Source organism: Kribbella turkmenica (assembly GCF_004348725.1).
Classification (GTDB): Bacteria; Actinomycetota; Actinomycetes; order Propionibacteriales; family Kribbellaceae; genus Kribbella; species Kribbella turkmenica.
On record NZ_SMKR01000026.1, the window covers coordinates 24,386 to 47,263 of the forward strand.

At 64.6% G+C, this 22,878-nt stretch carries 19 protein-coding genes and 2 pseudogenes; 9 read left to right on the top strand and 12 right to left on the bottom strand.

What is annotated here, in order from left to right; translation table 11 throughout:
• Positions 1–95: 95 nt before the first annotated feature.
• The 3 genes from E1218_RS08430 to E1218_RS08440 form a co-directional block, all read right to left on the bottom strand.
• Positions 96–638, bottom strand: a complete 543-nt coding sequence (locus E1218_RS08430) for a MerR family transcriptional regulator (RefSeq protein WP_132318005.1) — start codon at positions 636–638, stop codon at positions 96–98.
• 33 nt (positions 639–671) lie between these two features.
• Positions 672–1,490, bottom strand: coding sequence for a glycosyltransferase family 2 protein (locus tag E1218_RS08435; RefSeq protein WP_132318007.1), 819 nt, complete (start codon positions 1,488–1,490; stop codon positions 672–674).
• Positions 1,491–1,606: 116 nt separating this feature from the next.
• Positions 1,607–5,281: a S8 family serine peptidase gene (locus E1218_RS08440; RefSeq protein ID WP_132318009.1), complete on the bottom strand. Its 3,675-nt coding sequence runs from the start codon at positions 5,279–5,281 to the stop codon at positions 1,607–1,609.
• Between the two features lie 343 nt (positions 5,282–5,624).
• Here E1218_RS08440 and E1218_RS08445 point away from each other — a divergent pair, with 343 nt between their 5' ends.
• From E1218_RS08445 to E1218_RS37110, 3 genes and pseudogenes are all read left to right on the top strand, one after another.
• The gene (locus E1218_RS08445; protein ID WP_165949179.1) at positions 5,625–6,197 is read left to right on the top strand and encodes an RNA polymerase sigma factor; all 573 of its coding nucleotides are present in this window, start codon (positions 5,625–5,627) and stop codon (positions 6,195–6,197) included.
• Between the two features lie 410 nt (positions 6,198–6,607).
• A pseudogene (locus tag E1218_RS37105) lies at positions 6,608–6,922 on the top strand (NAD(P)-dependent oxidoreductase); the annotation flags it as partial.
• A 25-nt stretch (positions 6,923–6,947) separates the two neighbouring features.
• On the top strand, positions 6,948–7,103 hold the full coding sequence (locus E1218_RS37110) for a hypothetical protein (protein ID WP_233712102.1): 156 nt from the start codon (positions 6,948–6,950) through the stop codon (positions 7,101–7,103).
• Positions 7,104–7,114: 11 nt separating this feature from the next.
• Here the strand turns inward: E1218_RS37110 and E1218_RS08455 are convergent, their stop codons facing one another.
• On the bottom strand, positions 7,115–7,747 hold the full coding sequence (locus tag E1218_RS08455) for an anti-sigma factor (protein ID WP_132318013.1): 633 nt from the start codon (positions 7,745–7,747) through the stop codon (positions 7,115–7,117).
• Between the two features lie 179 nt (positions 7,748–7,926).
• Between E1218_RS08455 and E1218_RS08460 the strand changes: the two genes are divergently transcribed.
• Together E1218_RS08460 and E1218_RS08465 are read left to right on the top strand one after the other, a co-directional pair.
• The gene (locus tag E1218_RS08460) at positions 7,927–9,486 is read left to right on the top strand and encodes a S8 family peptidase (RefSeq protein WP_132318015.1); all 1,560 of its coding nucleotides are present in this window, start codon (positions 7,927–7,929) and stop codon (positions 9,484–9,486) included.
• Between the two features lie 235 nt (positions 9,487–9,721).
• Positions 9,722–10,570: a calcium-binding protein gene (locus tag E1218_RS08465; RefSeq protein ID WP_132318017.1), complete on the top strand. Its 849-nt coding sequence runs from the start codon at positions 9,722–9,724 to the stop codon at positions 10,568–10,570.
• Between the two features lie 89 nt (positions 10,571–10,659).
• On the opposite strand, the gene E1218_RS08470 is transcribed toward E1218_RS08465, so the two are convergent.
• Entirely contained in the window at positions 10,660–11,517 is an 858-nt protein-coding gene (locus E1218_RS08470; protein ID WP_132318019.1) for a hypothetical protein, read from the bottom strand.
• A gap of 312 nt (positions 11,518–11,829) precedes the next feature.
• Here E1218_RS08470 and E1218_RS08475 point away from each other — a divergent pair, with 312 nt between their 5' ends.
• On the top strand, positions 11,830–12,807 hold the full coding sequence (locus E1218_RS08475; RefSeq protein ID WP_165949180.1) for a DUF3103 family protein: 978 nt from the start codon (positions 11,830–11,832) through the stop codon (positions 12,805–12,807).
• A gap of 134 nt (positions 12,808–12,941) precedes the next feature.
• Here E1218_RS08475 and E1218_RS08480 read toward each other — a convergent pair whose 3' ends face one another.
• From E1218_RS08480 to E1218_RS38155, 7 genes and pseudogenes are all read right to left on the bottom strand, one after another.
• Positions 12,942–13,640 (bottom strand): hypothetical protein, encoded by a 699-nt coding sequence (locus tag E1218_RS08480; protein WP_132318023.1) that lies wholly within the window; start codon positions 13,638–13,640, stop codon positions 12,942–12,944.
• 1,501 nt (positions 13,641–15,141) lie between these two features.
• Positions 15,142–15,720, bottom strand: coding sequence for a carbamoyltransferase C-terminal domain-containing protein (locus tag E1218_RS36575; RefSeq protein ID WP_325052820.1), 579 nt, complete (start codon positions 15,718–15,720; stop codon positions 15,142–15,144).
• Between the two features lie 2 nt (positions 15,721–15,722).
• Positions 15,723–16,532, bottom strand: coding sequence for a carbamoyltransferase N-terminal domain-containing protein (locus E1218_RS36580; protein ID WP_233712097.1), 810 nt, complete (start codon positions 16,530–16,532; stop codon positions 15,723–15,725).
• Positions 16,533–16,578: 46 nt separating this feature from the next.
• Positions 16,579–16,791: pseudogene (locus E1218_RS38150) on the bottom strand (carbamoyltransferase N-terminal domain-containing protein); the annotation flags it as partial.
• 15 nt (positions 16,792–16,806) lie between these two features.
• Complete coding sequence (locus E1218_RS08500) at positions 16,807–17,988, bottom strand: hypothetical protein (protein ID WP_132318027.1); 1,182 nt, start codon at positions 17,986–17,988, stop codon at positions 16,807–16,809.
• 68 nt (positions 17,989–18,056) lie between these two features.
• Positions 18,057–18,932, bottom strand: coding sequence for an ATP-grasp domain-containing protein (locus E1218_RS08505; protein WP_165949181.1), 876 nt, complete (start codon positions 18,930–18,932; stop codon positions 18,057–18,059).
• Complete coding sequence (locus tag E1218_RS38155; protein WP_202865845.1) at positions 18,922–19,365, bottom strand: NAD-dependent epimerase/dehydratase family protein; 444 nt, start codon at positions 19,363–19,365, stop codon at positions 18,922–18,924. Before E1218_RS38155 ends, E1218_RS08505 begins: the two co-directional genes overlap by 11 nt.
• Before the next feature lie 203 nt (positions 19,366–19,568).
• Between E1218_RS38155 and E1218_RS08510 the strand changes: the two genes are divergently transcribed.
• The 3 genes from E1218_RS08510 to E1218_RS08520 all read left to right on the top strand — a co-directional run bounded on the left by E1218_RS08510 (position 19,569) and on the right by E1218_RS08520 (position 22,815).
• On the top strand, positions 19,569–21,248 hold the full coding sequence (locus E1218_RS08510; RefSeq protein WP_165949182.1) for a proprotein convertase P-domain-containing protein: 1,680 nt from the start codon (positions 19,569–19,571) through the stop codon (positions 21,246–21,248).
• A gap of 88 nt (positions 21,249–21,336) precedes the next feature.
• Positions 21,337–22,101: a hypothetical protein gene (locus E1218_RS08515; protein WP_132318033.1), complete on the top strand. Its 765-nt coding sequence runs from the start codon at positions 21,337–21,339 to the stop codon at positions 22,099–22,101.
• A gap of 240 nt (positions 22,102–22,341) precedes the next feature.
• A complete protein-coding gene (locus E1218_RS08520) occupies positions 22,342–22,815 on the top strand; it encodes a hypothetical protein (protein WP_132318035.1) in 474 nt (157 codons plus the stop codon).
• Positions 22,816–22,878 lie beyond the last annotated feature (63 nt).

Below are 22,878 nucleotides of genomic sequence, written 5' to 3' on the forward strand. Positions count from 1 at the left end.
GGTGCATCAACCCCGGGACTCCATCAGCGACAGATTGAGCGAGTCGCTCGGGCACCGACACAGATCGACTCTGTCTACGTGGAGCGCCGTCAAGATCACGACAGGTGTCGATCCTCCCTGCTGACGGGTTCGTTCCCGCGAGGCTCGAGCCTGTCACGGGCCCGCGAACCGACACGGCTGACACGGCGCTGAGCGGACGACAACTTGTCTCGGCACAGCTGGGTAAGTGCGACTTCGAGGATGATGTAGTCGCGAGATACCTTGGTCGCCTGCAGCTTGCCGGTCTCGATGAGGTAAATGACGTTCTGGCGGGTGCATCCCAGAACGTCGGCGGCATGGGGCACGGACACCAGGGCAGGCATCAGCATCAGGCCGTCACGCTGACGCACAAGGGCTGCACTCGCCCCATGTGTTGCGATCGGCTCGCCGAGTCCCAGCTGAGCCGCAAGAGTCATGGCAGTGCGGACAGCCTGGCGCAGGTCGTTGCCCGGCACAGTAAGAGTGACCTCGAGATAGCCGGCCAGGTTCTCGGATGCCCTGGCGCCCCAGTCGCCGAGGTGCTCGTGGACATGGGCCACGTCGTCGTTGCTGACGCCACGGCGATCCAACTCGACCCGCACAACGTACTCGCTGATCATCTCCGGTCCTTCTCGAGAGTGGGTGGTTCGGGCTCAGAGAACTTTGCGTTGCTCTACACCGGTGAGTGCGTTCTGAATGCGGCGGTTGTGGTAGCGGCGGATCCAGGGCAGAAGGGCTTTTGCCCAGAGCGGGACCTGCGAGTGGTGCAGGAGGCGGCGGCGGGCGTCGGCGTAGGTCGCTTCGAGGACTACCCGCTCAGGTGTCTGACGCGCCAGCGAGCCAGAATGGATGCGGTAGCGGCGGTTCGGGCTGTAGTGAAGCTCCACGTCGCCGAGGAACGGGAGGAGCAGAGCGAGGTTGGCGTCCTCGCCGTAGCTGAGGTCGCTGTAACCGCCTGCCTGACGCAGTGCCTCTGCGCGAAACACAGAGCCGCTCATCACGATCGATGGCTCCATCAGAAGCCCACGCACTGCGAGCAGCCGCCGACTCCGACGAGCCGCCTTGATGGCACCATCCGTGGGCCACGCGAAGGGCCGTTCGATACCCGTGCTGTCGTCCAACGCGACTGGGCGCATCCCCACCGCGACCACGCCCGGACGTACTCTCAACCTGTCGACCGCGAATCGGAAGTATCCGCTCGGGAACAGGTCGTCTGCATCCGCGAACGCCACGAACTCCGTGGTCACAGCGTCGAGCCCTGCGTTGCGTGCGGCGCCTACGCTGCAGCGGTCCTCTAGCCTCAGGAGACGCGCGTCGTCAAGAAGGATCGGAGCCGAGGAGGCGTTGTCCACGACCAGGACCTCCAGGTCGACCTCCTGGCGCTGCCGAAGGATCGACTCGACGCAATCAGAAAGCCACCTCACGTAGTCGTCCCAGACCGGCACGACCACGGTGAGCCCGCCGTGCACCATGGCTGGACCTCCAGTTCGCCGCTACATTCACTCCTACGGACGACATGTGTACTGCGGTTCCATGAAAGAACCTGGCGGCTCGGCCGATCCACCGAGGCCGCCAGGCGCTCATTCCGCTACCTCACGCCGTACGCGCGAATCACGGTCTGGGTGACACTCGCACCCGTGTTGTCCTTCGCCTCGACCTTGAGCGAGACAGTGCCGTGCGCTGACGGAACCAAAGCAAGGTACTTGCCGCCCTTACCAGCGACAGCGAGCATCTTCCAGGACTTGCCGTCGTCGAACGATGCCCACGCCTTCAGTGTCGTCGACGTGGCAGCCGGTGCGCCGACCTGTTGATGGACGTTGAAGCCGACGACGTGGGTCTTGGCGCCGACGCGGCCGGTGAGGTCCACCGGAACCTTGTATCCGACCTGCAGCAGTGGCAGCGGCGTCGCCTTCTCCGGATCTGTCCTTCTCGACCGGAATTCCCACGAGGTCTGTGTCCGCGTACCCCAGATCCACTCGCCCTGGCGCTCGTTGTCGGTCCGTTCGGTCGACATGTCCAGCTTGTACGACGCGTTGTCGCCGGTGGTCGTCACATCCGCCCAGCCGTTGAACAACTCCGCGACCTTGGTGCCGTTCCGCGACAGCACTGCCGGGGCCGGCATGAAGTGATCAATCGTGTAGTGCCCTTCCTGGTCCACGAACTGCGGGATCCGCAACGCCAACCTGTCGCCGGAACGGGTCGACACCACACCAGGGGCAGCCGCAGGTCGGACGACCGGACCGAACCATGTTTCGTCCGACTTGCCACTCTGGTAACTGCGCGGATTCTCGGCCATGCCGAAGGTCAACGGGCCGGTGTACCAGATGTACTCGTGGTGCACACGGTGCTGCCAGAGCGAGTCACCGGACGTCACCCACTCCTCGCGCACCTTCGGCGTCTCGACGAACCGCTGGTCGTCGTTCCAGGAGTACTCCTGCCAGGGCCGCCAGCCGAAACGCTGCTCCTTGGCCCAATTGAATCCGCCGTTGTCGGCGTACCGGGTGGTGATCCGCGCACTGTTCGACGGGGTCACCTTGTAGGTGATCTTCGCCGGAATGTGTCCGGCCGACACTTGCTGGACGTCGTACAGGTATGGGCTGGAGGTGGTCAGCGTCAGATCAATGGTCGCCTTTCCCTTTCTGGCTCGATCAATCAGCTTCTGGCCGTCTTTGGCGGTGATGACCATCGCTGGGAGTGGCTCCCGGTCCGCGAGCGGCTCCCAAACTGTCCACACCGAGTCATCGATCGGCCGGACAATGATCAACGCCGCAGCACCGGCTCGCGCTGCTGCTGCGATGTGATCCGCCTCGTACTCACCCGGCCGACGGATCACGACCGCAACTGCGTCCTTGACCCCAGTCATGGACGAGTCGGCGTAGACGAGTGGAAACCGCTTCTTGCCCTCGAACGACGGCGACCGGTGCAGCAGACGGATGTCGAGCGGCCCCGTGACACCCTTTGCCGTGGCCTGGACGATCGGCGCGACCAATTGCCAGCGGGACGAGAACTCGTACGAGCCCTCCTTGACTGGCTTCGTCGGGGTGACGTTCACCGCCTTCATCGTGCTGAAATGCATGACCCCGTGGCTGATCGCGCGGCCGTTGCCGTAGACCCGGTGCACGTAGTAGCTCAGGATCGCCTGCTGCTCCGAGGGTTTCGGCGTCTCGATCGTGATCGGGGCCGCCTTGCGGGCGTCGATGACGACCTCGGTGTCCTTGGTGATCTCGAGGTTCGGGTCCGTGATGAGGCTAACCTGCTCATCCTGCGGGTCGTACTGGTGCACTACCGCGTTCAGCAGATAGGTGCCCTCCTCGAGCTCCACAGTCAGCCGGCTGCTCCCATTAGGGATCCAACCGAGGGTATCGGAGCGTGAGTTGTCACCGAACAACGAGAGGGCAGGAATGCCACTCGGCTGCCCGTCCCGCCCGATACCGCGCAGGGTGACCTTGTACTTCTTGCCCGCGCGGAGCGCGCCGAGCGCTGTGCGATTGGCGATGCCATTGGCGCCGGTGGCAACGACCCAGCCACTGTGCAGGCCACGCTCGAGCTTGGCCGCGGCTAGATTCACCGCGACGTCGACGCTGCCGTTGGCCGGAACAGTGACAGTGGCCGGGACGCCGAACGCGTCGGTCTCCGGTTTGTTGACGTCCAGGTTGGTCACCGCAGCGGACAGGCTGAGGGTGACCGGGACGTTGCCCGAGTTCCGGTAGGTGATGGTCCGAGTGCTCGCTTCGGTCGGTGTGACCAGGCCGAAGTCCGCGACACCGGTCGCGGTGACCTTCTGCGAGATCGCACGACTCACGTCGACCCGGCCGGCACCCTGGGCGTACACAGTCTGGTTCGGCTGCGTCTTCGCGGTGCTGACCAGCGCGTCCTTCAGTTGGCCGGCCTTCCAGTCCGGGTGCTGCTGCGCGAGCAGAGCGGCCGCTCCGGCCACGTGCGGCGCAGCCATCGACGTACCCGAGGCTGCCGTGTACAGGTCGTCGACAGGGGTACCCATCGCAGTGCCGGCAGCCCGTGCGGCGACGATGCCGACCCCCGGAGCAGAGATCTCGGGCTTCAAGCCGGCGTCGCCAACCCGCGGTCCGCGGCTGGAGAACCACGCCAGCTTGTCATCTCGGTCCACCGCGGCCACGGTCAGTGCGGCCGCCGCGGCGCCTGGGGTGCCGACAGTCTCGTCGTCCCCGGAGTTGCCAGCCGAGATCACGAACAAGGCACCGGTCCGGGCGGTGATGTCGTTGACCGCCTGGCTGAGCGGGTCGAGACCGTCGGTCGGACCACCGCCGAGGCTCATGTTGACCACCTTGGCGCCTTCGGCCGCGGCCCATTCCATCCCGGCGATGATCCAGGAGTCGTAGCCGTACCCGTCATCGCCGAGCACCTTGCCGACGAGCAGGTCCGCCTTGGGTGCGACGCCCTTCCGGGTGCCGCCGGCGCCCGCACCGGTGCCGGCGATCGTCGCGGCGACATGCGTGCCGTGACCAAAGAGGTCCGCCGGACCGGTCACGCTGCCGGAGAAGTCCTGCGCCTGCTGCACCTTGCCCACCAGGTCCGGGTGCTGCGCGTCCACCCCGGTGTCCAGTACGGCGACCTCGACACCGGAGCCCTCGTAGCCCGCCTGCCACGCGGCGGGCGCGCCGATTTGCGGGACACTCTTGTCCAGCACCGCGCGCACCTTGCCGTCGAGCCAGATCTTGCTCACACCACTGTTCAGCGTCTTCGCACCGACGGCGGCGGGCTTCAGCGCCTTCCAGAGCTCGGGCAGCTGCTCCTTGGAAGCGCTTACCGCCGCACCACCAATCGAGCTCAGCTCGCGCGTGGTCGTCGTGCCGGCCAGAGAGGCGGAGCCGCGCGCTTTGCCGTCGTACTTCACGATCAGCGGGAGCTGCTTCGCGGTCGAGTCGCCGTACCCGTCGGCGATGAGCTCCTCGACGTCGAACAAGTCGGCGTCCAGGACACCGTTGGCGATGTAGGGAACCGCGTCGGTCGGCAGCACCCGGACACCACCGTCGATTTCGACGGTGTGGAAGGTCACCCGCTCCCGGCCGGCTGCGGGACGGAGGGTGACGGCCTTCTTACCAGCGCCTGCGTCGGTTACCTCGACGACGTCGCCGGTGATCAGCGTGATCTTGGCGCTGGTGGGTTCGGCTTTCGCGGCAGGGGTCGGTGGTGGTGGGCCGGCGGCGGCGGTGGTCGCCGTGACCGCACCGAGGGTCAGCAACGCCGCGAGCGCGGCAGCGGTGATCCTGGGAGAGGGGGGCATAGGCGGAACTCCTTCAGGAAGCCGAGGGCAGACGCACCTCGCCCGCAGAGTTTGCAATTTCAGGAATGAGACACCCCTGTCCACCGCTGCCGTCGCTGCGACATGACGCAACCGCGCCACCCGCGTCCGACATCAGCAGCATGGCCTCGAGAGTCACTCTAAGTAGTTGGGAACCGTACGCGGCGTGCTTCGCGTAGTGCTCTCCAACGGACCTCTCACTCCGTCAGATCACTGACAGACAGCGTGTAAGGACTTTTACAGGTCGCTGTAAGGACACCCGGCGAAGTTGCTCGTACGACGCACCCCGATCCCGCGTCGTACGGATTCGATGAGGTGTCAGCGAATGAGCAGCGATCAGACCGTGTCTTTGGAGATCCGGTTCGCCCGCGGCGAGGAGGAGTCCCTGCGAGAGATCCACGATCTCTACGTGGGCCGAATGTACGCGGTCGCCTACCGCGCGCTGAGCGACCACGGGCTCGCCGCGGACGCCGTACAGCAGGCTCTCCTGCAGGCTTGGCGCGCCGCCACCAGTTACGATCCGAACCGGCCGATCGAACCCTGGCTGTTCGTCATCACCCGCCGGGCGGCGATCGACGTACACCGTCGCCACCGGAGTCGGGTGCCCCTCGTCGATGTCGACCGAGCTGACCTGGAGGCCGTCCCGGCAGGCGAGTCCGACTCTCTCGAACGCGCCTGGTTGGTCTGGCAGATACGCGCGGCAATCGAGAAGCTGTCCGAGTCCGACCAGGCCATCATCAAACTGGCCTACTACGGAAACCTCACCCACCAGGACATCTCCGAGACCCTCGACATCCCGATCGGCACCGTGAAGTCCCGGATGTTCCGCGCCCAGCGCAAACTCATGACCGGCCTCGAACACCTCCGCGACGAGGTCCTCGAGCCCGTCCACCCCTAGGCGCGTGCCTGCCCCGTGCACCCTGACACCGCGCTGCTCCCCAGGCATGAAGGTGTCGGGGTCAACTCCGGAGGCGGGGTGGGCACGCCAATCCGGATTGAGGTCAAATGATCATAGTTGTCGTCGGCAAAGAAACACCGGCACTGGTCCAAGCTGCGAACGGAGCGGACCTGCGATTCGTCGACTCCATCGATCAAGCGACGGAGGTCTACGGCGAGATGGAGGCCGTCATCGGCAGAGTGCCCCCGTCGGTACTTGCGAAAGCGACGCGGCTCAGGTGGGTGCACAGTCCCTCGGCCGGCGTTGACGGTGATCTCTGTCCCGAAATGCTCAACTCCCCGGCGGTGCTCACTTCGAGCGCGGGCACCGGCGGGATCCCATTGGCCGAGCATGCGATGTTACTGATGCTCATGCTCGACCGAGACGTCCCGCGCTGGCTGCGGGCCCAGGCGGATCGTCGCTGGGATCAGTTCACCCATGGCGAACTCGCCGGTCGCACTCTCGGCATCTACGGGCTCGGCCACTCCGGACTTGACCTTGCCCAGAAGGCCAACGCCTTCCAAATGCGTGTCCTCGGCGTACGACGTCATTCCGAGCGACCAGCGCCGTACGTCGACCGAGTATGTGAGTTCAATCAAATGGTGGCGGAGTCGGACTTCGTCGTGGTCACGGCACCGCGGACCCCGGCGACGTACGGGCGATTCGATCGGGAAGCGTTCGCGCGGATGAAGCCGACCGCGTACTTCATCTGTGTCTCCCGCGGCGTTATCGCCGACGACTCCGCACAACGGCGCCAGCACCGACGGCAAGGCCCGGCGCGGCGACGAGTTCGCGCGAGAGAACCTTCGTCGTTTCGTCAACGGAGAAGCTCTCCACAACGTGGTCGACAAGTCCGCGGGCTACTGATACGACCATGTTCAGCTCGATTTGAGTGAGCCCTTGAGAACTACGCGGCCCGACGAGGCTGGACCCCCGTCGACGCGCTGCACTGTCACCGTGAGGGTGTCGTACACAGAGGTGTCCTCGACACCAGACCACAGAACGATGTCCTCACCACCGCCGCGGGCATGGAAGGTGCCGATGGTGACGGCGGCGTCCTTGCCCTTGAGCCATCCCTGGTAGTAGCTGTCAGCCGGGGCCGGCTGCAGACCGCTCACATCCAAGACGATTTCCAAACCAGAAGGCGTCTTGCGCAACGTTCCTTCCGCGGCACTGCCTGGTTGCAGGTCGGTGCCAGTCAGACGGAACGCGATGTCGTGCGGCGGTCCCTGTGCGGCCATTTGGTAGCCGACTCCTGCCCCGAGCGCTACCGGAGCGGCAACGGCAGCGGCTAGGGCGAGCCATCGCCGCGCCGGCCTCGTTTTCCGGTGATCGCCAGTCTGCCGCTCGGTCAGGACAGTCACGTTCGGGCCGAGATCGTTCGACGCCTCAAGCGATCGCGCCACACCCGACCACAGTGAGGTGGGAGTCTGCGCCCATACGGACTCCTGCCGGCAGACGGCAGCAATGTCCGCAGGAAGCTCAGACTGCTCAGAGCCACCGAAGTTCACGGAATCTCCTTAACCCAAATGGTGTTCTGCAAGGACTACGCACCGCACAGCAACCCCAGTTCCACCTTCGGCCGAAGAAGCATCATCTGAATCTGTCCGTCGCACCAGTCGGAACCGGGATCCGCGCGACTCACGTAGATCCCAGTGAAATCGATGAGGGTGAGAAAGGTGAAGTGAGGATGGCAAGGAGTAGACGTCTCATCGCGGCGTTCGCTATGACGGGGCTCGCCGTGGCACTTGGGCTCTTCCCGTATGAGCGCGTCGACGCCGTTGCCGTAGCCAAGTTCTCGGCCGCTTCGAAGGACGGCGTGCCCGACCAGTACTGGGTCGAGACAGCATCGGATGTGCCAGCGAGTGGAATCGCAAAATCCGCCGCACGGGAGCACGGTGGACGAGTCAAGCACGTCCTCGACAACGGCTTCGTCGTCCAGATGTCCGAGAGCCAGGCACGCGCCCTTGCCAAAGACTCGGACGTCGTGCGCGTCCTGCAGGACACGTGGCTCAGGCCGACTGCCGTATCGCAGCCCAATCCGCCCAAGCACCTCGACCGGATCAATGAACGGGTGCTTCCCCTCGACGGGGCGTACTACCCCGACCTCAACTCGCCGAAGAAACCCGGAGCCGGCAAGACGATCTACGTCATCGACTCGGGCATCAATACCGCGCACGTCGCCTTCGGTGGCCGAGCCTCGAACGCCATCGACGTCGCCAACGATCCCGGCGATCAGTGGTACAACAAGGACTGCACAGGCCACGGGACTGCGGTCGCAGCTCTTGCCGGCGGGGACACCTACGGGGTGGCGCGCGGAGCGAGCATCGTGGGTATCAAGGTTCAGCGCGGCTGCGAGACTGTCGTGTCGCGGTTCAACCTTGTTGCTGCGGTCAACTGGATCACCAACAATGCACCGCCGAAGTCGGTGGTGAACATCTCGATCGCGGGTCCGGCATTTGATGGGGGCTCCGATGCCGGAGCCCGCGTCGTCGAGGCCGCGATCCGGGCCTCGGTCGCTGCTGGCCACACCTACGTCGTAGGTGCCGGCAACAACGACGGCAACGCCTGCGACGTCAGCCCGGCGCGGATGCCGGAGGTCATAGCCGTCGCCGCCTCGTCGGCAGCCACCGACGTCCGCTGGCCCTCGTCCAACTTCGGCTTCTGCGTCAATCTCTACGCGCCAGGTGAGAACATCACCACCGCATCGAACCTCAGCCCGACGGCAACTCTGACAGGTTCTGGTACCTCGTTCGCCGCACCACAGGTGGCAGGCGCGGTCGCCTTCCGTAGCATGAGCGGCGCGCCGAATCCCGGGTTCCAGGTCGAGTTCGAGTCGACGCCGAACGCCGTCAAGGACGAGCCGGACGTCAACGCCGCCCAACTGCTCCATGTCGGCGGCCTGTACGCCAACCCCACGGATGTCCCGATCAAGGACAAGGCCACAGTGTCATCGACGATTGCGGTCAGTGGCGAAGGTGACCCTGGGGCCGCACTTGGTACGGTTCTGCGGATCAACGCCGTCATCAAGCACCAGGCACGCGGTCAGCTTCAAGTCGACCTGGTCGTACCCACCGGCAAGAAGTACCGGCTGCATTCGATGAGCAACGACACCGGTGACGACCTCATCCTCAAGCAGATCCCGGTCAACGCCTCGGATATCCCCCCGAACGGCAACTGGCAACTCCAGATCTTCGATGGCGTCACCGGCACCACCGGAACCCTGATCGACTGGAACATCCAGTTCTGACCCGGTACGACGCTCCAAGCGGCGTCCGCGGTCTCACTCCGCGCGGGGCTCTCTGATCGCACCCAGAGAGCCCCGCGCTTCCTTGCCCACAAGAAAAAACCGCACAGTCGGCCGGTGGAACTGTATTGATTCTGAGCTCCGTACGAGTAAGTGAAAGCAGATGGAAACACCGGGCCCTTCCCGGAAGCGTCCAACCGGGGACGTCCATCTCAGAAGCGACGAAGGATATTCAACAATGCGTATTGGAAAGCGCCTGGCGCGCGGTTCGCTGCTCGCCGCCGCAGCCTCCGCCGTGGTGATCGGCATTACGGCAGCCCCGAGCCACGCCGCGACTGGCAAGGTCACGGTCAGCGGGAACACCATCGTCTATGTCGGCACCAACGACTTCAACGAGATCCACGTGATCCGCGAGATCCGCCCGGACGGCACCAGCAAGATCACCCTTGAAGATCGGGGCCTGGCCACCCTCCAGGCGAGCGGAGAATGCACGCAGGTCAGCACCATCAAGGCGGAGTGCCCGGTCATGCCCGACATCTATCTCACGCTGGGCGGCGGGAACGATCAAGTGCGCATCGCCAAGCACGGAACGCCGGCTTTCGGGATCTCGACCGCGGTCTCAGGCGATGACGGCAACGACATCTTCTACGGTGGCACTGACGCCGGCGTCTCCGATGTCTGGTTCTTCGGTGGGGCCGGTATCGACACCGCCGACTACTCCACCAGCAAGCGGTCCATCGATGTTCGTATGAACGATGGGAAGGCGGCGGACGGTCGCAGGGCAACTCTCACCAGCCCCGCCGACCGCGACAACATCCAGGAGGACGTCGAGCAGCTCATCGGCAGCAAGTACGGCGACTTCCTGGTCGGCAACGAACTGAACAACTTCCTGTACGGCGGGGAAGGCAAGGATCAACTGCACGGACGGGAAGGCGGCGACTACCTCGACGCGACAGACGTCGGCACCGGCTGGTCGAGCATCGACCTGGTGATCGACTGCGGCATCGGCGGCACCGGCCACGACGAGTCCCGGGTAGACGTCGACGACCCCAAGTCCAAAGAATGCGCACGGGAAATCCGCGTCTGACAGATCGCACACAGCGGCTGATGACAGCCGCACCACACATAGTCGGGCCCTGGCGATTGTCTCGCCAGGGCCCGCACGCATGACGAGACTCAGTCCGAGCGGGGGTCTTGGTCGTCCGCGTGCGGTGCGAATGCAACCAGCAGACCGAAGCCAAGGAGCGGTCCGGCGCCGAATCCGATGAGTGGCGCCGGCGTCAGTCCGGCCACCGAGCATGCGAACAGCACTGCGTAGTAGGAAGCCACGGCTGCCAGCCACGCAGGACCGCGGGCCGAGAAGACGCACAGGCAAGCGATGAACGCCAACGCGCTGAGGATGACGGCGACGCCCACGAACACGGATCGATCGAGTGCCAGCGCGAAGACGCCTTCGACGTGCGGAACCGGCGCAAGCGGATCAGGGCGTGTGAACGCCCACGCGGTGACGAGCGCAAGGGCGAGCAGGGGACCGGCGGTCTTGAGCAAACTCCCGCGATATCGCAGCAGTAGGACTGTCGAGCCCGTGAGCAACGCGAGCGCCTGCGAGGCGTCCGGTTGAAGCGCCAAGACGACACTGGAACAGACGGTTCCGGTCAGCGCGATCACTTCGCCAACTCGCCGCCGTCGTACCAGTACCGCGCAGGCGGCGAGGAACGAGGGCAACAACACGGGAGCCATGTAGAGGCTCAACGGACCGAGCGCGATCCAGCGAGTTGGCCCTGTCGTCGATGCATCGAGCAAGGGGACGGCAATCGCGATCGGGGTCGACGTGACGACGATCCGCGCAGCGGCGTCACCTCGGGTCCGGCGATCCAGCAACCGACCCACCGCGACGAGCACCAACGCTCCACAGATCATCCCGAGCTGCATCGACCAGACGCGAGAACTCACGTTTGCCAATGCAAGAACGGCAAAGCCGGCGGCAATCGGCGGCGCCGCCGACAGAAGCAGCGGTAAGCGGGTTTGAGTCATGGCACTCCTGGGTCGGTCGGCGGCCTGCGCAGGTGTGCCTGACCCTGCGTCGAAAACAGGTGGGGATTTCCACCAAAATACAGGGAACCAGGCATCGAGCGGCAACCGTAACTAGGTCGTGAAAGGCGCACATCATTGCGCACCCAAGGAAAGTTGGAGATCTAATCGTCTAACGGAAAAGTCCGGCGCCGCGGTCTCGCGTCGATCGCGATCCTCGCAGCCCTCTCGGCCGCCGGCATCGGTCTCGCGCAGAGCTCCTCGGGGGCGGAGGACCACGAGCCGCCGGCCTCGGTTCAGGACATCGAGAAGGCGGTGGCCTTCGCGACCGCGAAGTCGCTGGCCAGCCCGACCTGGCGGAACGCGGTCGTTCAATCGGTGGTCACGGGCCAACAGGTCGACCTCGAAGCCACGGCCGCCCAGTTCGGTCAGTCGACTCTCGCGTCCAATCTGGACGGCGCGAACAACGAGGCGCTCGCTCTGAAGGGCCTTCCGTCCTCTGTGGGCTCGCTGCTGGTCATGCGGCTCGCTGATCCCGCGATGGCCACTGCGCTCAAGGCCGGCACGCTGCCGCTTGTCGCCGTACCCGCGGACGATGACAGTGGTACGAGCTCGGTTGTCTCGTACGACACCACCGGACGCGAGGTGAAGCTGCCGCGCTACACCCGGCCCACCCAGCCTGTCATCATGATCGACGTTGACGTCGCCAAGGCGATGGCGGCCGGCGCTGACCTGATGAACAAGACCCTCGTCGAAGGCGGTCACGGGACTGCTGCAGCCACGGACATCGGTACGGCGGACGCGATCCCGACCACGAAGATCACCGAGATTCGGCTCAACAACGACCACGACCCGTGGTTCAAGGGCAACTCGGAGATCTATACAATCGTCGGCGGCGTGGGCAAGGACAACAAGGCCAAGGCCACAATCGTCAAGATGCCCTATCTGAACGACGAGAAGCACACGTACAAGCCCAACCAGATCCTGATCTGGTGGAACAACTACAAGTACAACGCGGTAGACGCCGTCATGATGGAGGACGACGGCGACACGAACTACCTGGCACTGGCACAGGAGATCAACAAAGGCCTCGCTGGAGTCACCGACAAGTGGACCGAATACGCGCCGCTCGTCGACAACATCATGAAGGCAATCCCCAACAAGTGGTGGACGGACGACCCGGACCACGTCGAGCAGTGGTACACCCTGCAGAAGAACACGACCGGTCAGCAAAACGGCGCATCCGGCAACGGCTGGATGAAGGTCGTCCCGTTCCTCGTGGACGAGCTGTAACCGAAATGACGATGGTTTGCCCGCCGCCGCGGCGGGCCAACCTCGATCCGGCCCTGCGACGATCTGTGTGAAGCATCCAGGCCGGCCCAGTCCTTGCTCAGCCCTTCGGGGGAGCCGAGCAAGGACTGATTTCATCACCGCACCACCGCGGCATACTGTGGCAATAATTCAGCGCCGAGCGATTGCTTGATGTCCAGCATTCCCTTGCCGATAATCACCTGCTCTTTGGATGCCTCGATCGCCCAGCCGACCAGCAGCTGATACAGATTCGTGTAGAGATTCAGGTCGGGGAATCTGGCTCTAACGATAGGAAGCGCCGAGTAGTGTCGCAAGACCGGTCGATCACGGTGGTCGAACACGGTGCCGATCGCGAGCAGCACACCGGTCGATCGATCCCGATAGCAGATCGCGAGGACATCAGGCTGGCGGAGCAGCTCCGCCAGGTACCCGGTGCTCTGCGGAAGCGGGCTGAACGGCCCCCCGCCGTACTTCCTCTCGTTGTGTCGCAGCAACGCCACAGTCTCGGCCACCTCGAGCGAGGCACCGGGAACCAGGGCGACCTCGACAGCCGAGCCCTCGGACAGCGCACGCTCGGTCTGGCGGAGCTTGTAGCGGCGCTTGCGCGACAAGCCTGCGCGCCACTTCTCGACGGATGACCAGCCCGTGGTGTGCAGCACCGCCAGTGGCTCGGTGGGACGTGACAACAGCCGCCGACGCCCGAGGGCCTCGAACTCGCTGTCGACCAGCTGGCGCAACAGTGTGGCCTGACAACCCAGGCCGAGACTGCGTCGCATCGCGCGCGAGTAGCTCAGCAGCAGGTCGGTCGTGGACATGTCCGGCACAGCCCACCACCCTTGCGCCGAACCCGTCCCTGGCGACCTGACATCCACGCCACCGGCCCACCGGTTCCGACCTGGTCCTATGAATCCACGGCGCCGTACCGGAAGGCCAACCCAACACGTAGCGACGACACCCCGGACCTCTGATCCCGCCTTCAGTACGGCGAGAATCAGCGCCGTACGGCTGGACCAGTCTTGCACTGTCTGTACGTTCCACGCCCAATCGGCCCGCAACCCGGCACGTTCTCGCAGGGCACGCCAGTACGCCGGCTCCGGGTCGTAGCGGGGATCGAGTACCTCCCACTTCATCGAGTCACCGCCGGAGTCCCATGTGACCGGCACTGGACGACCCGTTTGCCCACGGGCTCATCGATGAGGATGTCCACGAAGCGAGGCGACGACTGCCGAAGAAGGGTGAAGGCCGGGCCGGCTTTCGTCTCGCGTGCGTACACTCTCGGCCAGTCCAGATGCCACGCGCCGCAGTCACGCCGCGTACCCAGGTCTCCGAGCGCCGGGTCGTGAAGGACCTCGCGCGCCCCGCCGCCGTCCATCGCCAGGACATTGCACGCTCCGCGCTGCGGATCCGGATGCTCGGTCCCGCCGGCCAGGGGAACCAGGTCGGCCAAACGCCTGGTCGCCTCCGTGACATGTATCGCGCCATCACTCTCGCCGTACCGCCCCAGAACCAAGACCGGCTCGGTCCGCCCGGCGAGTGCCCACTTCTCGCGGTAGAGCGGGACCGTACGGAAGCTCGATAGAACGACCCGCCGATACGCGAGCCGCCACCACGCCTGATGGACCGGGGTCCATCGAACGCTAGCCACGCTCGCTCCTCTCGGACACGGCTGTGTCGACCCAACGCTCCAGAGGCACTGCCAGCCAGTGCGGTGATTGCGAGCACCACATGAACGGCCAAGAAGACGAGAGCCGTGCCCACAGACGGCGGAGCGCCGGCGAAGACCGTGATGTGAGAAGCCCACTCCAACTTCGCAGGTCGCCCTTCCGGCCAGTCGAACATCGCCCAGAACGTCAGGTCGTTCAGCCCCGAGACCACGAGCAGGACGGCCGCAACACCGACCTTGAGCACAGTTGCGGTCCGTGCCCCGCCAAGTCGGTACGCCAGCAGCGCGAACAGCATGAGATAGGTGACGATGAAGAGCTGGATCTGGTACACCGGCTGGAACGCGCCCTCGGCTCCCGTCGTACGACCTTCGCCGTAGGCAAGGATCCGCAGGACGAGCTCGGTGTCCCCGACGGACATGTATCCGAGCATGGCCACGATCAGCAGAACCGGGCCCCAACGACGTAGTGGCAGTGTCGCCACGGCGATGACAGCCAGCGCCAGCGGACTCAACTTGAACAGCCACTCTCCCAGGTTGTCCAGCGTTCGATCGGGCGGCAGTACGACCATGATCAGTCCGGCAAGCACGCCGGCGGGCACAGCCGCCCACGGGCGAGACCCAGCCCCGCCTGTCATAGAGTTTCCGGAGCCGATTCATGCCGCTCCGCCAGGCGTCTTGTCGACCCAGAAGGAACCAAGTGCGATCGCGTCGCTGTCGGTCTTGAGGAAGCAGGAGACCGCGTCCTCCGGCGTACACACGATCGGCTCGTTGTTGTCGTTGAACGACGTGTTCATGACCATCGGCACCCCGGTCAGCTTCTCGAAGTGGCTGATCATGTCCCAGTACAGAGGGTTGTCGTCGCGGCTGACCGTCTGCACCCTCGCCGTCCCGTCGACGTGCGTGATTGCCGGCACCACCGAGCGCTTGCCCGCCAGTACGTCGAAGACCAGCAGCATGACCGCGGACGGGTAGCCGCTGGCGAAGAACTCGCTCGCGCGCTCGACCAAGCAGGACGGGGCGAAGGGCCGGAACGCCTCACGGTGTTTCACCTTTTCGTTCATCCGAGCCTTCGATTGCGGGTCTCGCGGGTCGGCCAGCAACGAGCGATTCCCCGAGGCGCGAGGACCGCACTCCATGCGGCCTTGCATCCAGCCCACGATCTTGCCTTGTGCCACCTGCGCAGCGGTACGCTCCGCGATGTCGTCTGCAAGTTCGTACTCGAGACCCGCCACTTTCAGGGCCAGTTCGATCTCAGCGTCGGTGAACTCCGGACCCGTGTACAGGTATCCGCTCGTAGGTCGCGGTGCATGCTGCTCGGCGACGCTGACCTGGAGAGCTGCGCCGAGCGCTGAGCCGTCATCGGCGGCCGCAGACTGGGCGAAGAAGTCGTGTAGTGCTGTGGGACCGGGTTCTCAGCGGTGACCTTGGTGCGCTCCCGTGCTGGGCCGAAGGTCTTCAGAAACTTGGCCGACATCATGTGCTTGCCGGACCGGTGATGCTGGAACCGATCAAGATTCAACTCATACCGGCCGTCAGAACCCAGCTCCACAAGATCCTTGAAAGCATCGATGTACGTGTCCCGTCCGAACGGGGCGAGACCCATCACCTTGCCCTCGTCCATTGTCGGCCAGAAGTCGAGGTATCCCGTGACGCACGCATACAGCGCCCCGAGCGAGTGCGGGAACTTGATTCTCTTCAGATCGGTGATCTCGTTGCCTCGTCCTACGAAGAGGCACGTGCTGGTGCCATCGCTGCCGATGCCGTCGAAGGTCATGACCGCGGCCTCGTCCCACGGGGAGACGAAGAACGCGCTGGCGGCGTGCGCACGATGGTGGTCGATGAGCCGGACGTCGAACTTGGTCGGACCGTCGAAGTCCAAGGCCCTCTTGAGGTCACGTCCGAGTGTGCAGCTACGCTTGATGTGTCCCAGCACCGCACCACCGACGTGATAGTCGTCGACTCCCTTGCCGCCGTTCCGGAATGTCTCGACCAGACCGGCCCCACGGCCTTCCTGGTCGCCCGTCTCGTTCCGGAAGATCTGCATCGTTGCGGGGAAGTACTTGGCGAAGACCCGCGCGGGCGTGGACTGCCTCGGGCCAGCGTTGCCAGAAATAGGCGACGTGATCGACGTCGGCCACGGTGATCCCGCCCTGCCGTAGGCAGAACTTGATCACATCGGTCGGGAATCTGCCGTCGTGCTTGATTCGGCTGAAGCGCTCCTGCTCGGCGAACGCGATGATTTCGCCGTCCCGGACAAGGGCGGCCGCGGCGTCGTGATGCCGGCTGATACCGAGTACGTACATGGATCGCTCCGCGAGTCAGAGAGTGGATGTGATTCGAAGTTCTGGGTGCCGCCGTCCCAGCAGGACGCGCAGAACAGCGGCCTTGACGGCAGACGAGAGGACCAGCGCGCAGAGGCCGCCTGCGGCGCCGACGGCAGGGACGAGTGCGGCAGCAAAGCCGGCCGAGGCCAATGCCCCGACCGTCGCCGCGGCGGAAGTGCTGCTCAGAATGCGGCTATCGGTGTTCTCCAGCAAGAAGGTGCCGTACATGACAGCCATCGCCAACCCGAAGTAGATCGCCAGGAGGACGCAGAGCGCCAGGGTGGACGACGCCAGCGCCACCACACCGCTTACGTGCAGTACGCCGTACGCCGAGATGAGCACCGCACAAGCAGCGCCACCGCCGACCGCGATGCCGAGGAGCCGGTATGCCCGGACTCTGCCGTCGTGGCCACGCGCACCTCGAAGGCGGGCGGCGGCCGCCGGCTGGTACAGCTTGAGCAAGTAGAGCATCGTCGCGACCAACAGGCTCGCGACCATGAGCGCCAAGAACAGCGGACCGCTCTGCTCGGTCTTGTTCACCAGCATCAGCACCAGGAAGACAGCTGAGATCGCCGCCACGTCCATCAGGTCCGAAAGTCCAAGCAGGGACGCGTTGCGGCCGAAGATCACCGTGAGTCGACGCCGGCTCAACGGACCGACGATCCAAATCCTCGGGAGTGCAGCCAACGAGAGCCCCGTGACCACGGTCATGCCCGCCAGCTGCAACAGCAAGTAGATCGTCGGTGACAAGCCGAGTCGCCAGGTGGCCGCAGTGACAGTGACGTTGACGATCGTGACTGCGCCGAACGCGACCGCATCGAGTTCCGGGCGCCCCGACAGTCGATGGAGGCCTGAGACTGTCATCAGAAATCCGGCCATCGCCGACCAACTCGCCGCCGCGACGTACAGCGTCGCCATCGGCTGCGGGTTGATCACGAGGCACAGGCCGAGAACCGCCAGTAATCCAACCCCAGGGAGTGCAGCGAATCTCAGAGTCAGCCGCGCGATGTCCGGTATCAGCCTCCGCACCCGGGCCGATGAGGTCAAAGCGGCCTTCTCTGCCGCGTTCGTGACGAACGCCAACCAGGCGCAAGCGGCCATCGCGTTGGCGAACTGACCGAAGGTCTGCATGCTCCACAGCGCGGTCAGCACGACCGCGGAGCCTTGGTTGCTCACCCTGAAGACGCTGCGACCACCCACGAGCCGTACGACGTCCGCGATCGCCGGACGGCTCGTCCACACACTCACGGCGATTCCAATTCAACTTGTACCAGCCGTTGAGCTGTTCTCGCGCTCGCCTGCACCGCGGCGGGGGTGTCGCCCGACAGCACGTAGTACCCGATCTTGTGAGCGGCCTGGGTGTAGGGCTCGACCAGATCCCCCGGCTCGACGAACATTCGCATCGAGACGAACCCTGGCAGCGCGGCGAGCTCGCCAAGTCCGTGGATCGCCCGCAGGCGACCCGGCGTTTCTGCGGTGACGACCGACAAAATGACCTGTCGAGGCTCGTGCGGATTCACAGCCGCGACGTCACCGACCGCAAGGGAGATGGTCGCGGTCAGCAGGTCGACTCCGTACGCCGTCTCGACCAGTTCGGCGATCCCATTTCCGCCGGTTCGAGCCTCCATCTCGATCAGGTACAGGTCGCCGTCCGACAACACCAGATCCAGGTTGAGCGGACCGCTCGCATAATCAAGCTCTTCGCACAGCCGGCGCAGCATCTCACCAAGCCGGCGGTCGACATCCGACGGCAGGTCGGCCGGAAGGGTCAGGCGCTCGGTGATGAAGTACGGGGACGGAGTCAAGACCCGCGCGCTGACGGCGTAAAGGACGACCTGACGATTGTCGACCAGCGCTTCAACCGTCAGCGGCATCCCCTCGACGTACTCTTCGACAGTTACCCGTCGGGACGGCGAATGTTCCAGCGCCCGAGGGGTTGCCTGCGTGAGTGAGTCTGGCCTCAAACAAAGAACGACACCGCGGCTGCCGGTACTGTCGACCGGTTTCACCAGCGTCGGGAATCTCAGTGCCCGCGCCGCCTCACAGAGCTCGGGGACCGTCGAACCCGCCACGGAGGCGTAGTGCGGAAACCCGAGCTGCCCACAGATCTCACGAAACATGGACTTGTCGTTGGACGACCGGACCGCCAGTTCGGAGGCTGCCCCTGGCAGCTTCCAGTGCCTCGCGAGCCATCGCTGAGACGGCAGCGCGAGATCGCTCGCGGGACCGAGCACGCCCGCCATGTCGTCGCGGCCGGCGAGAGCCGCCGCCACCTTCTCGGCGTCCCGTGTGCTCACCTGGACGAACTCGTCGGCGTGCGCCACAGCCGGTGCCGCTGAGTGCTGCGAGTTCGACCATCGCCGTGCTGTCTCGTATGTCACCGAGAACGAGCTCGCTCCGCGCTCCGGCATCTCGCCCACGATGGTCGAACACCACTGGCACGTGCCCACGCCGGATCAATCCCTCGCAGACATACGTCCCGATGAAGCCATTACCTCCGGCAACCCCAACCCTCACTGTGATTCTCCGATCGAGCGGACAGTCGTCAACCACATGACCGTGCGGTCATGCCTCACTGTTCAGCCGAGCGGTCATCTACGCGTACGCCGATTCGGTGCGACCTGGTTCCACGTTTGGCCAGACGTACTCAAGATCACGACGCGGAACTGTCGGGTGAACGGATTGCGTATCGAATGACGAGACCAAACCTGTGGGCGGCAGGTACTTACCCATCGACCAATCCATGGGAGTTCGATGTGAGGAAACTAAGGCGAATCGGCGCACTGGCGCTGATCGCGGCCCTGGCAGGGGGCACCGCGCAGCTGACGGCCGCGGAGAGCGCGCCGGCCGAGGCGAGCTCCGGCACGCCGGCCATCATCCAACTCGGCGACAGCTTCGCATCCGGTGAAGGCGGCGGCTGGATGGGAAACTCGAAGTCGTCGACGGGTAGCCGTCACGGCACCGATCTGGCAGCGTTTCAACTCGCCGGCGGCTGGAGCTACGCACCGGAGGAGAAAGTCTACGAGCCGAGCACCTATCGCGAGCAGAACGGTCACTGGGGCCAGAATCCCTGCCACAGAGGCAGAGAAGCACCGATCACCTGGGTAAAGCGCGCCTATCCCAGCGTGAGCAAGGTCGTCAACGTCGCCTGCTCCGGCGCCAAGAACAAGAACATCTGGATGCCGGCCAACGGCGGCCAAGAACAACACCCGGGCATGAAGACGCAACTCCATGAGCTTATGTCCCGCATCTCGCCGAACGATGACGTCAAGCTGGTGTCGATCAGCGTCGGCGGCAACGATATCAATGTCGGCGATAGCGCTGGATTCGGAAACCTCGTCGAGCAGTGCGCCATCGCTTGGGCCAACGCCTATTTGAACCCCAAACCCAAGGATGTCTTCTGCAAGGACGCGTTCGAGAGCGAAATCGGTCCCGCCGTCTCGAATGTGTTCTACGAGCAGCTCAGGACGATCGATCTCGTTCGTCAGACCCTCGCGGCGGAGGGCCAGCCGGTCGGCAGCTATCGACTCGTGTTGATGGGCTATCCGAGCATTACTCCCGCGGCCTTCAGCGACTGGGCTCCGATCACCGAGATCTCACATATGGAGGAGAGGTGCCCAGTACGGCGCTTCGACTCCGGCTGGATCCACAGCCACCTGATCAAGCGACTCAACGACGTCATTCAGGCGGCCACTGAGGAACGGGGTGTCGGATTCATCGACCCGACTGACGCCTTCGACGGCCACCGCCTGTGCGAATCCGGCACCGTGCGTCTCCCCGGCTACCATCAGCAGGCACGCTACGCTGAGTGGGTTCGCTACCTTGACGCGGACTACCCGTCATGGTCATCCGTCGGCAAATACCTCATCAACGGGGGTGGCACCGGCGACGAGGCTCTCAGCGTCCTCCTCAACTCGCAACGGAGTCTCGCCGAGTCCCTGCACCCGAACTACTGGGGTCAGCGTGCGCTCGGCAACTGCTTGCGGGAGTACTTCAAGGAGGCCAGTGAGACCGGGCCACCGATCAGGCGTTCCTGCTTCGTCGGTGGGGTCGGTGACTTCGACCATCCCGACTACATGGCGCTGAAGGATCTCCCGGCTCACTCCAAGTTCACCGACACCGTCAACGCGACCATCGGCAACCCGATCACCCGCACGATCACAGTGCCAACTGGTGTGACGGCCGGCCACTACTTCCAGTGGCTTCCGGACATCTCTCACCCGCGGAAGGGGCAACTTCGGATTCACATCATCGCGCCCGACGGCACGCTCTTCGCGATGCGTGATTTCAACCCCGGAGACACCGGTGCCTTCGGCAACGGCACTTCGACCAGGGACTACACCGGCGACCCCTCCGGAAAGTGGACCCTGAAGATCTGGGACAACGACCCGACGTACAACGGCACCATGCACGGCTGGAGTCTGAAGCTCTTCTGATCTCCGCCATCCAGGGGCGTCTGCGGGTACTGCAGGCGCCCCGTACTTCCACCAATCTCCTGACACCAGGGACCAGAAAGGCAGATAGATGCAAATCAGGATGTCGAGGTTGTGGCGACTGGGCGCAGCCATCGTTGCCTCGATCACAGTGGCAACGACCGTTTCCCCGCCGTCCGCTGCGGCGGTGACGCCCAGCCAGGTCCTCTCGGCGATCTCGACGGCGTACGAGGCCTACGAGAAGCAGTTCGGCGGCGAGATGGATATCGAAGAGTCGACGACACAGATCCTCAACGCGATCGGGTCCGTCGAGACAAGCCTCATCGGCCATATCGATCTGCTCAGCTCGGCGACGATCAGAGCCTGCGCCCGGAGCGCGGTCATCAATGTGGCGGACATTCGCCTCATGACGAAGGACAGTCTGCAGTTCTTCGCCATGGCGGCCACAGACTGTGTTACGAAGGCCGATGCTTACATCACAGCGACGACCCACAAGCCTGCACTCAACGAAATGGGATTCGCCGTCAACACCGTCGGTCCGATCGCTCTGCTCGCACGCTCCAAGGCCGGCTTAACGACCCCCGTGCTCGAGAAGACCCTGACCCACGCGAACAACACGCTGGTGAAGAAGCTGAACCCGTCCTGCAGCGCCATCCCGCAGCCGAGTGACAGTCCAGCGAGCCTCGAAGTGAAGCTCGTCTGCACAGCATTCAACGGCAAGCAGGGCGTCCGGTACGTCTTCGTTCAGAGGAACAGACCACTGCCGGTCTTCGACTACACCATCCCCCGCACTCAGGCCATGGTTGGCGCCAGTCACCCAGTAGGCCTCGCGGCCCTGGCCGAGCTCGCCGCGTAGCGGGCCGCAGAATCTGGTTGCACAACGCAATGATTTCGGGGGTGGGCACAGCCCCAGGCTGACGAGCTCTGAGATTCGATCAGCCGGGGCTGTGCCCGAACTGTTCGTGATTCGTAGCCGGATGACTACACCTCCATCGCCGTACGGAACCGGACGTGGAGATCGGCGCGTAATACAGGCGCCGGGCAGAATGAACACCTACGGCGCATCATCACTACTAGCTAGGAACGGATCCCAGACATGACGCAGTCCCCTCAACCGCAGCTGCAGCCGCCGGCGCCGGCGCCGGCGCCGGCGCCGGCGCCGGCGCCGAAGAAGCGCCGCACCCTGCGGACCGTTCTCATCATCCTGGGCGTGCTCGCCGTACTCGGCCTCGGCAGCTGCATTGCAGGCGTCGCCGTGGTCGGCAAGAAGACGAACGAGACTCACACCGTCACCTACAAGGTCACCGGCACCAGCCAGACAGCGATTCTCGCGTACACGACCGATGGTCGCACCGCGACCGCCCAGGACGCGGCTGCCAAGGTCCCCTTCGCCAAGACCCTCGAGATCAAGGGCGTTCTGGTCCCCATCTTCCAGATCAGCGCCCGCGCCGGCATCGGCCAGACTGGCACGGTCACCTGCTCGATCGAGGTCGACGGCAAGGAAGTCAAGAAGGAAACCGCCGCCGGGTCTGGCCAACTCGCCAACTGCAGCTACACCCTTACTCCCTGACTATCGCCGATCCAACGACAGCGGCTACGCACCCCGGGGGGCGTAGCCGCTGTCGGCGTTAGA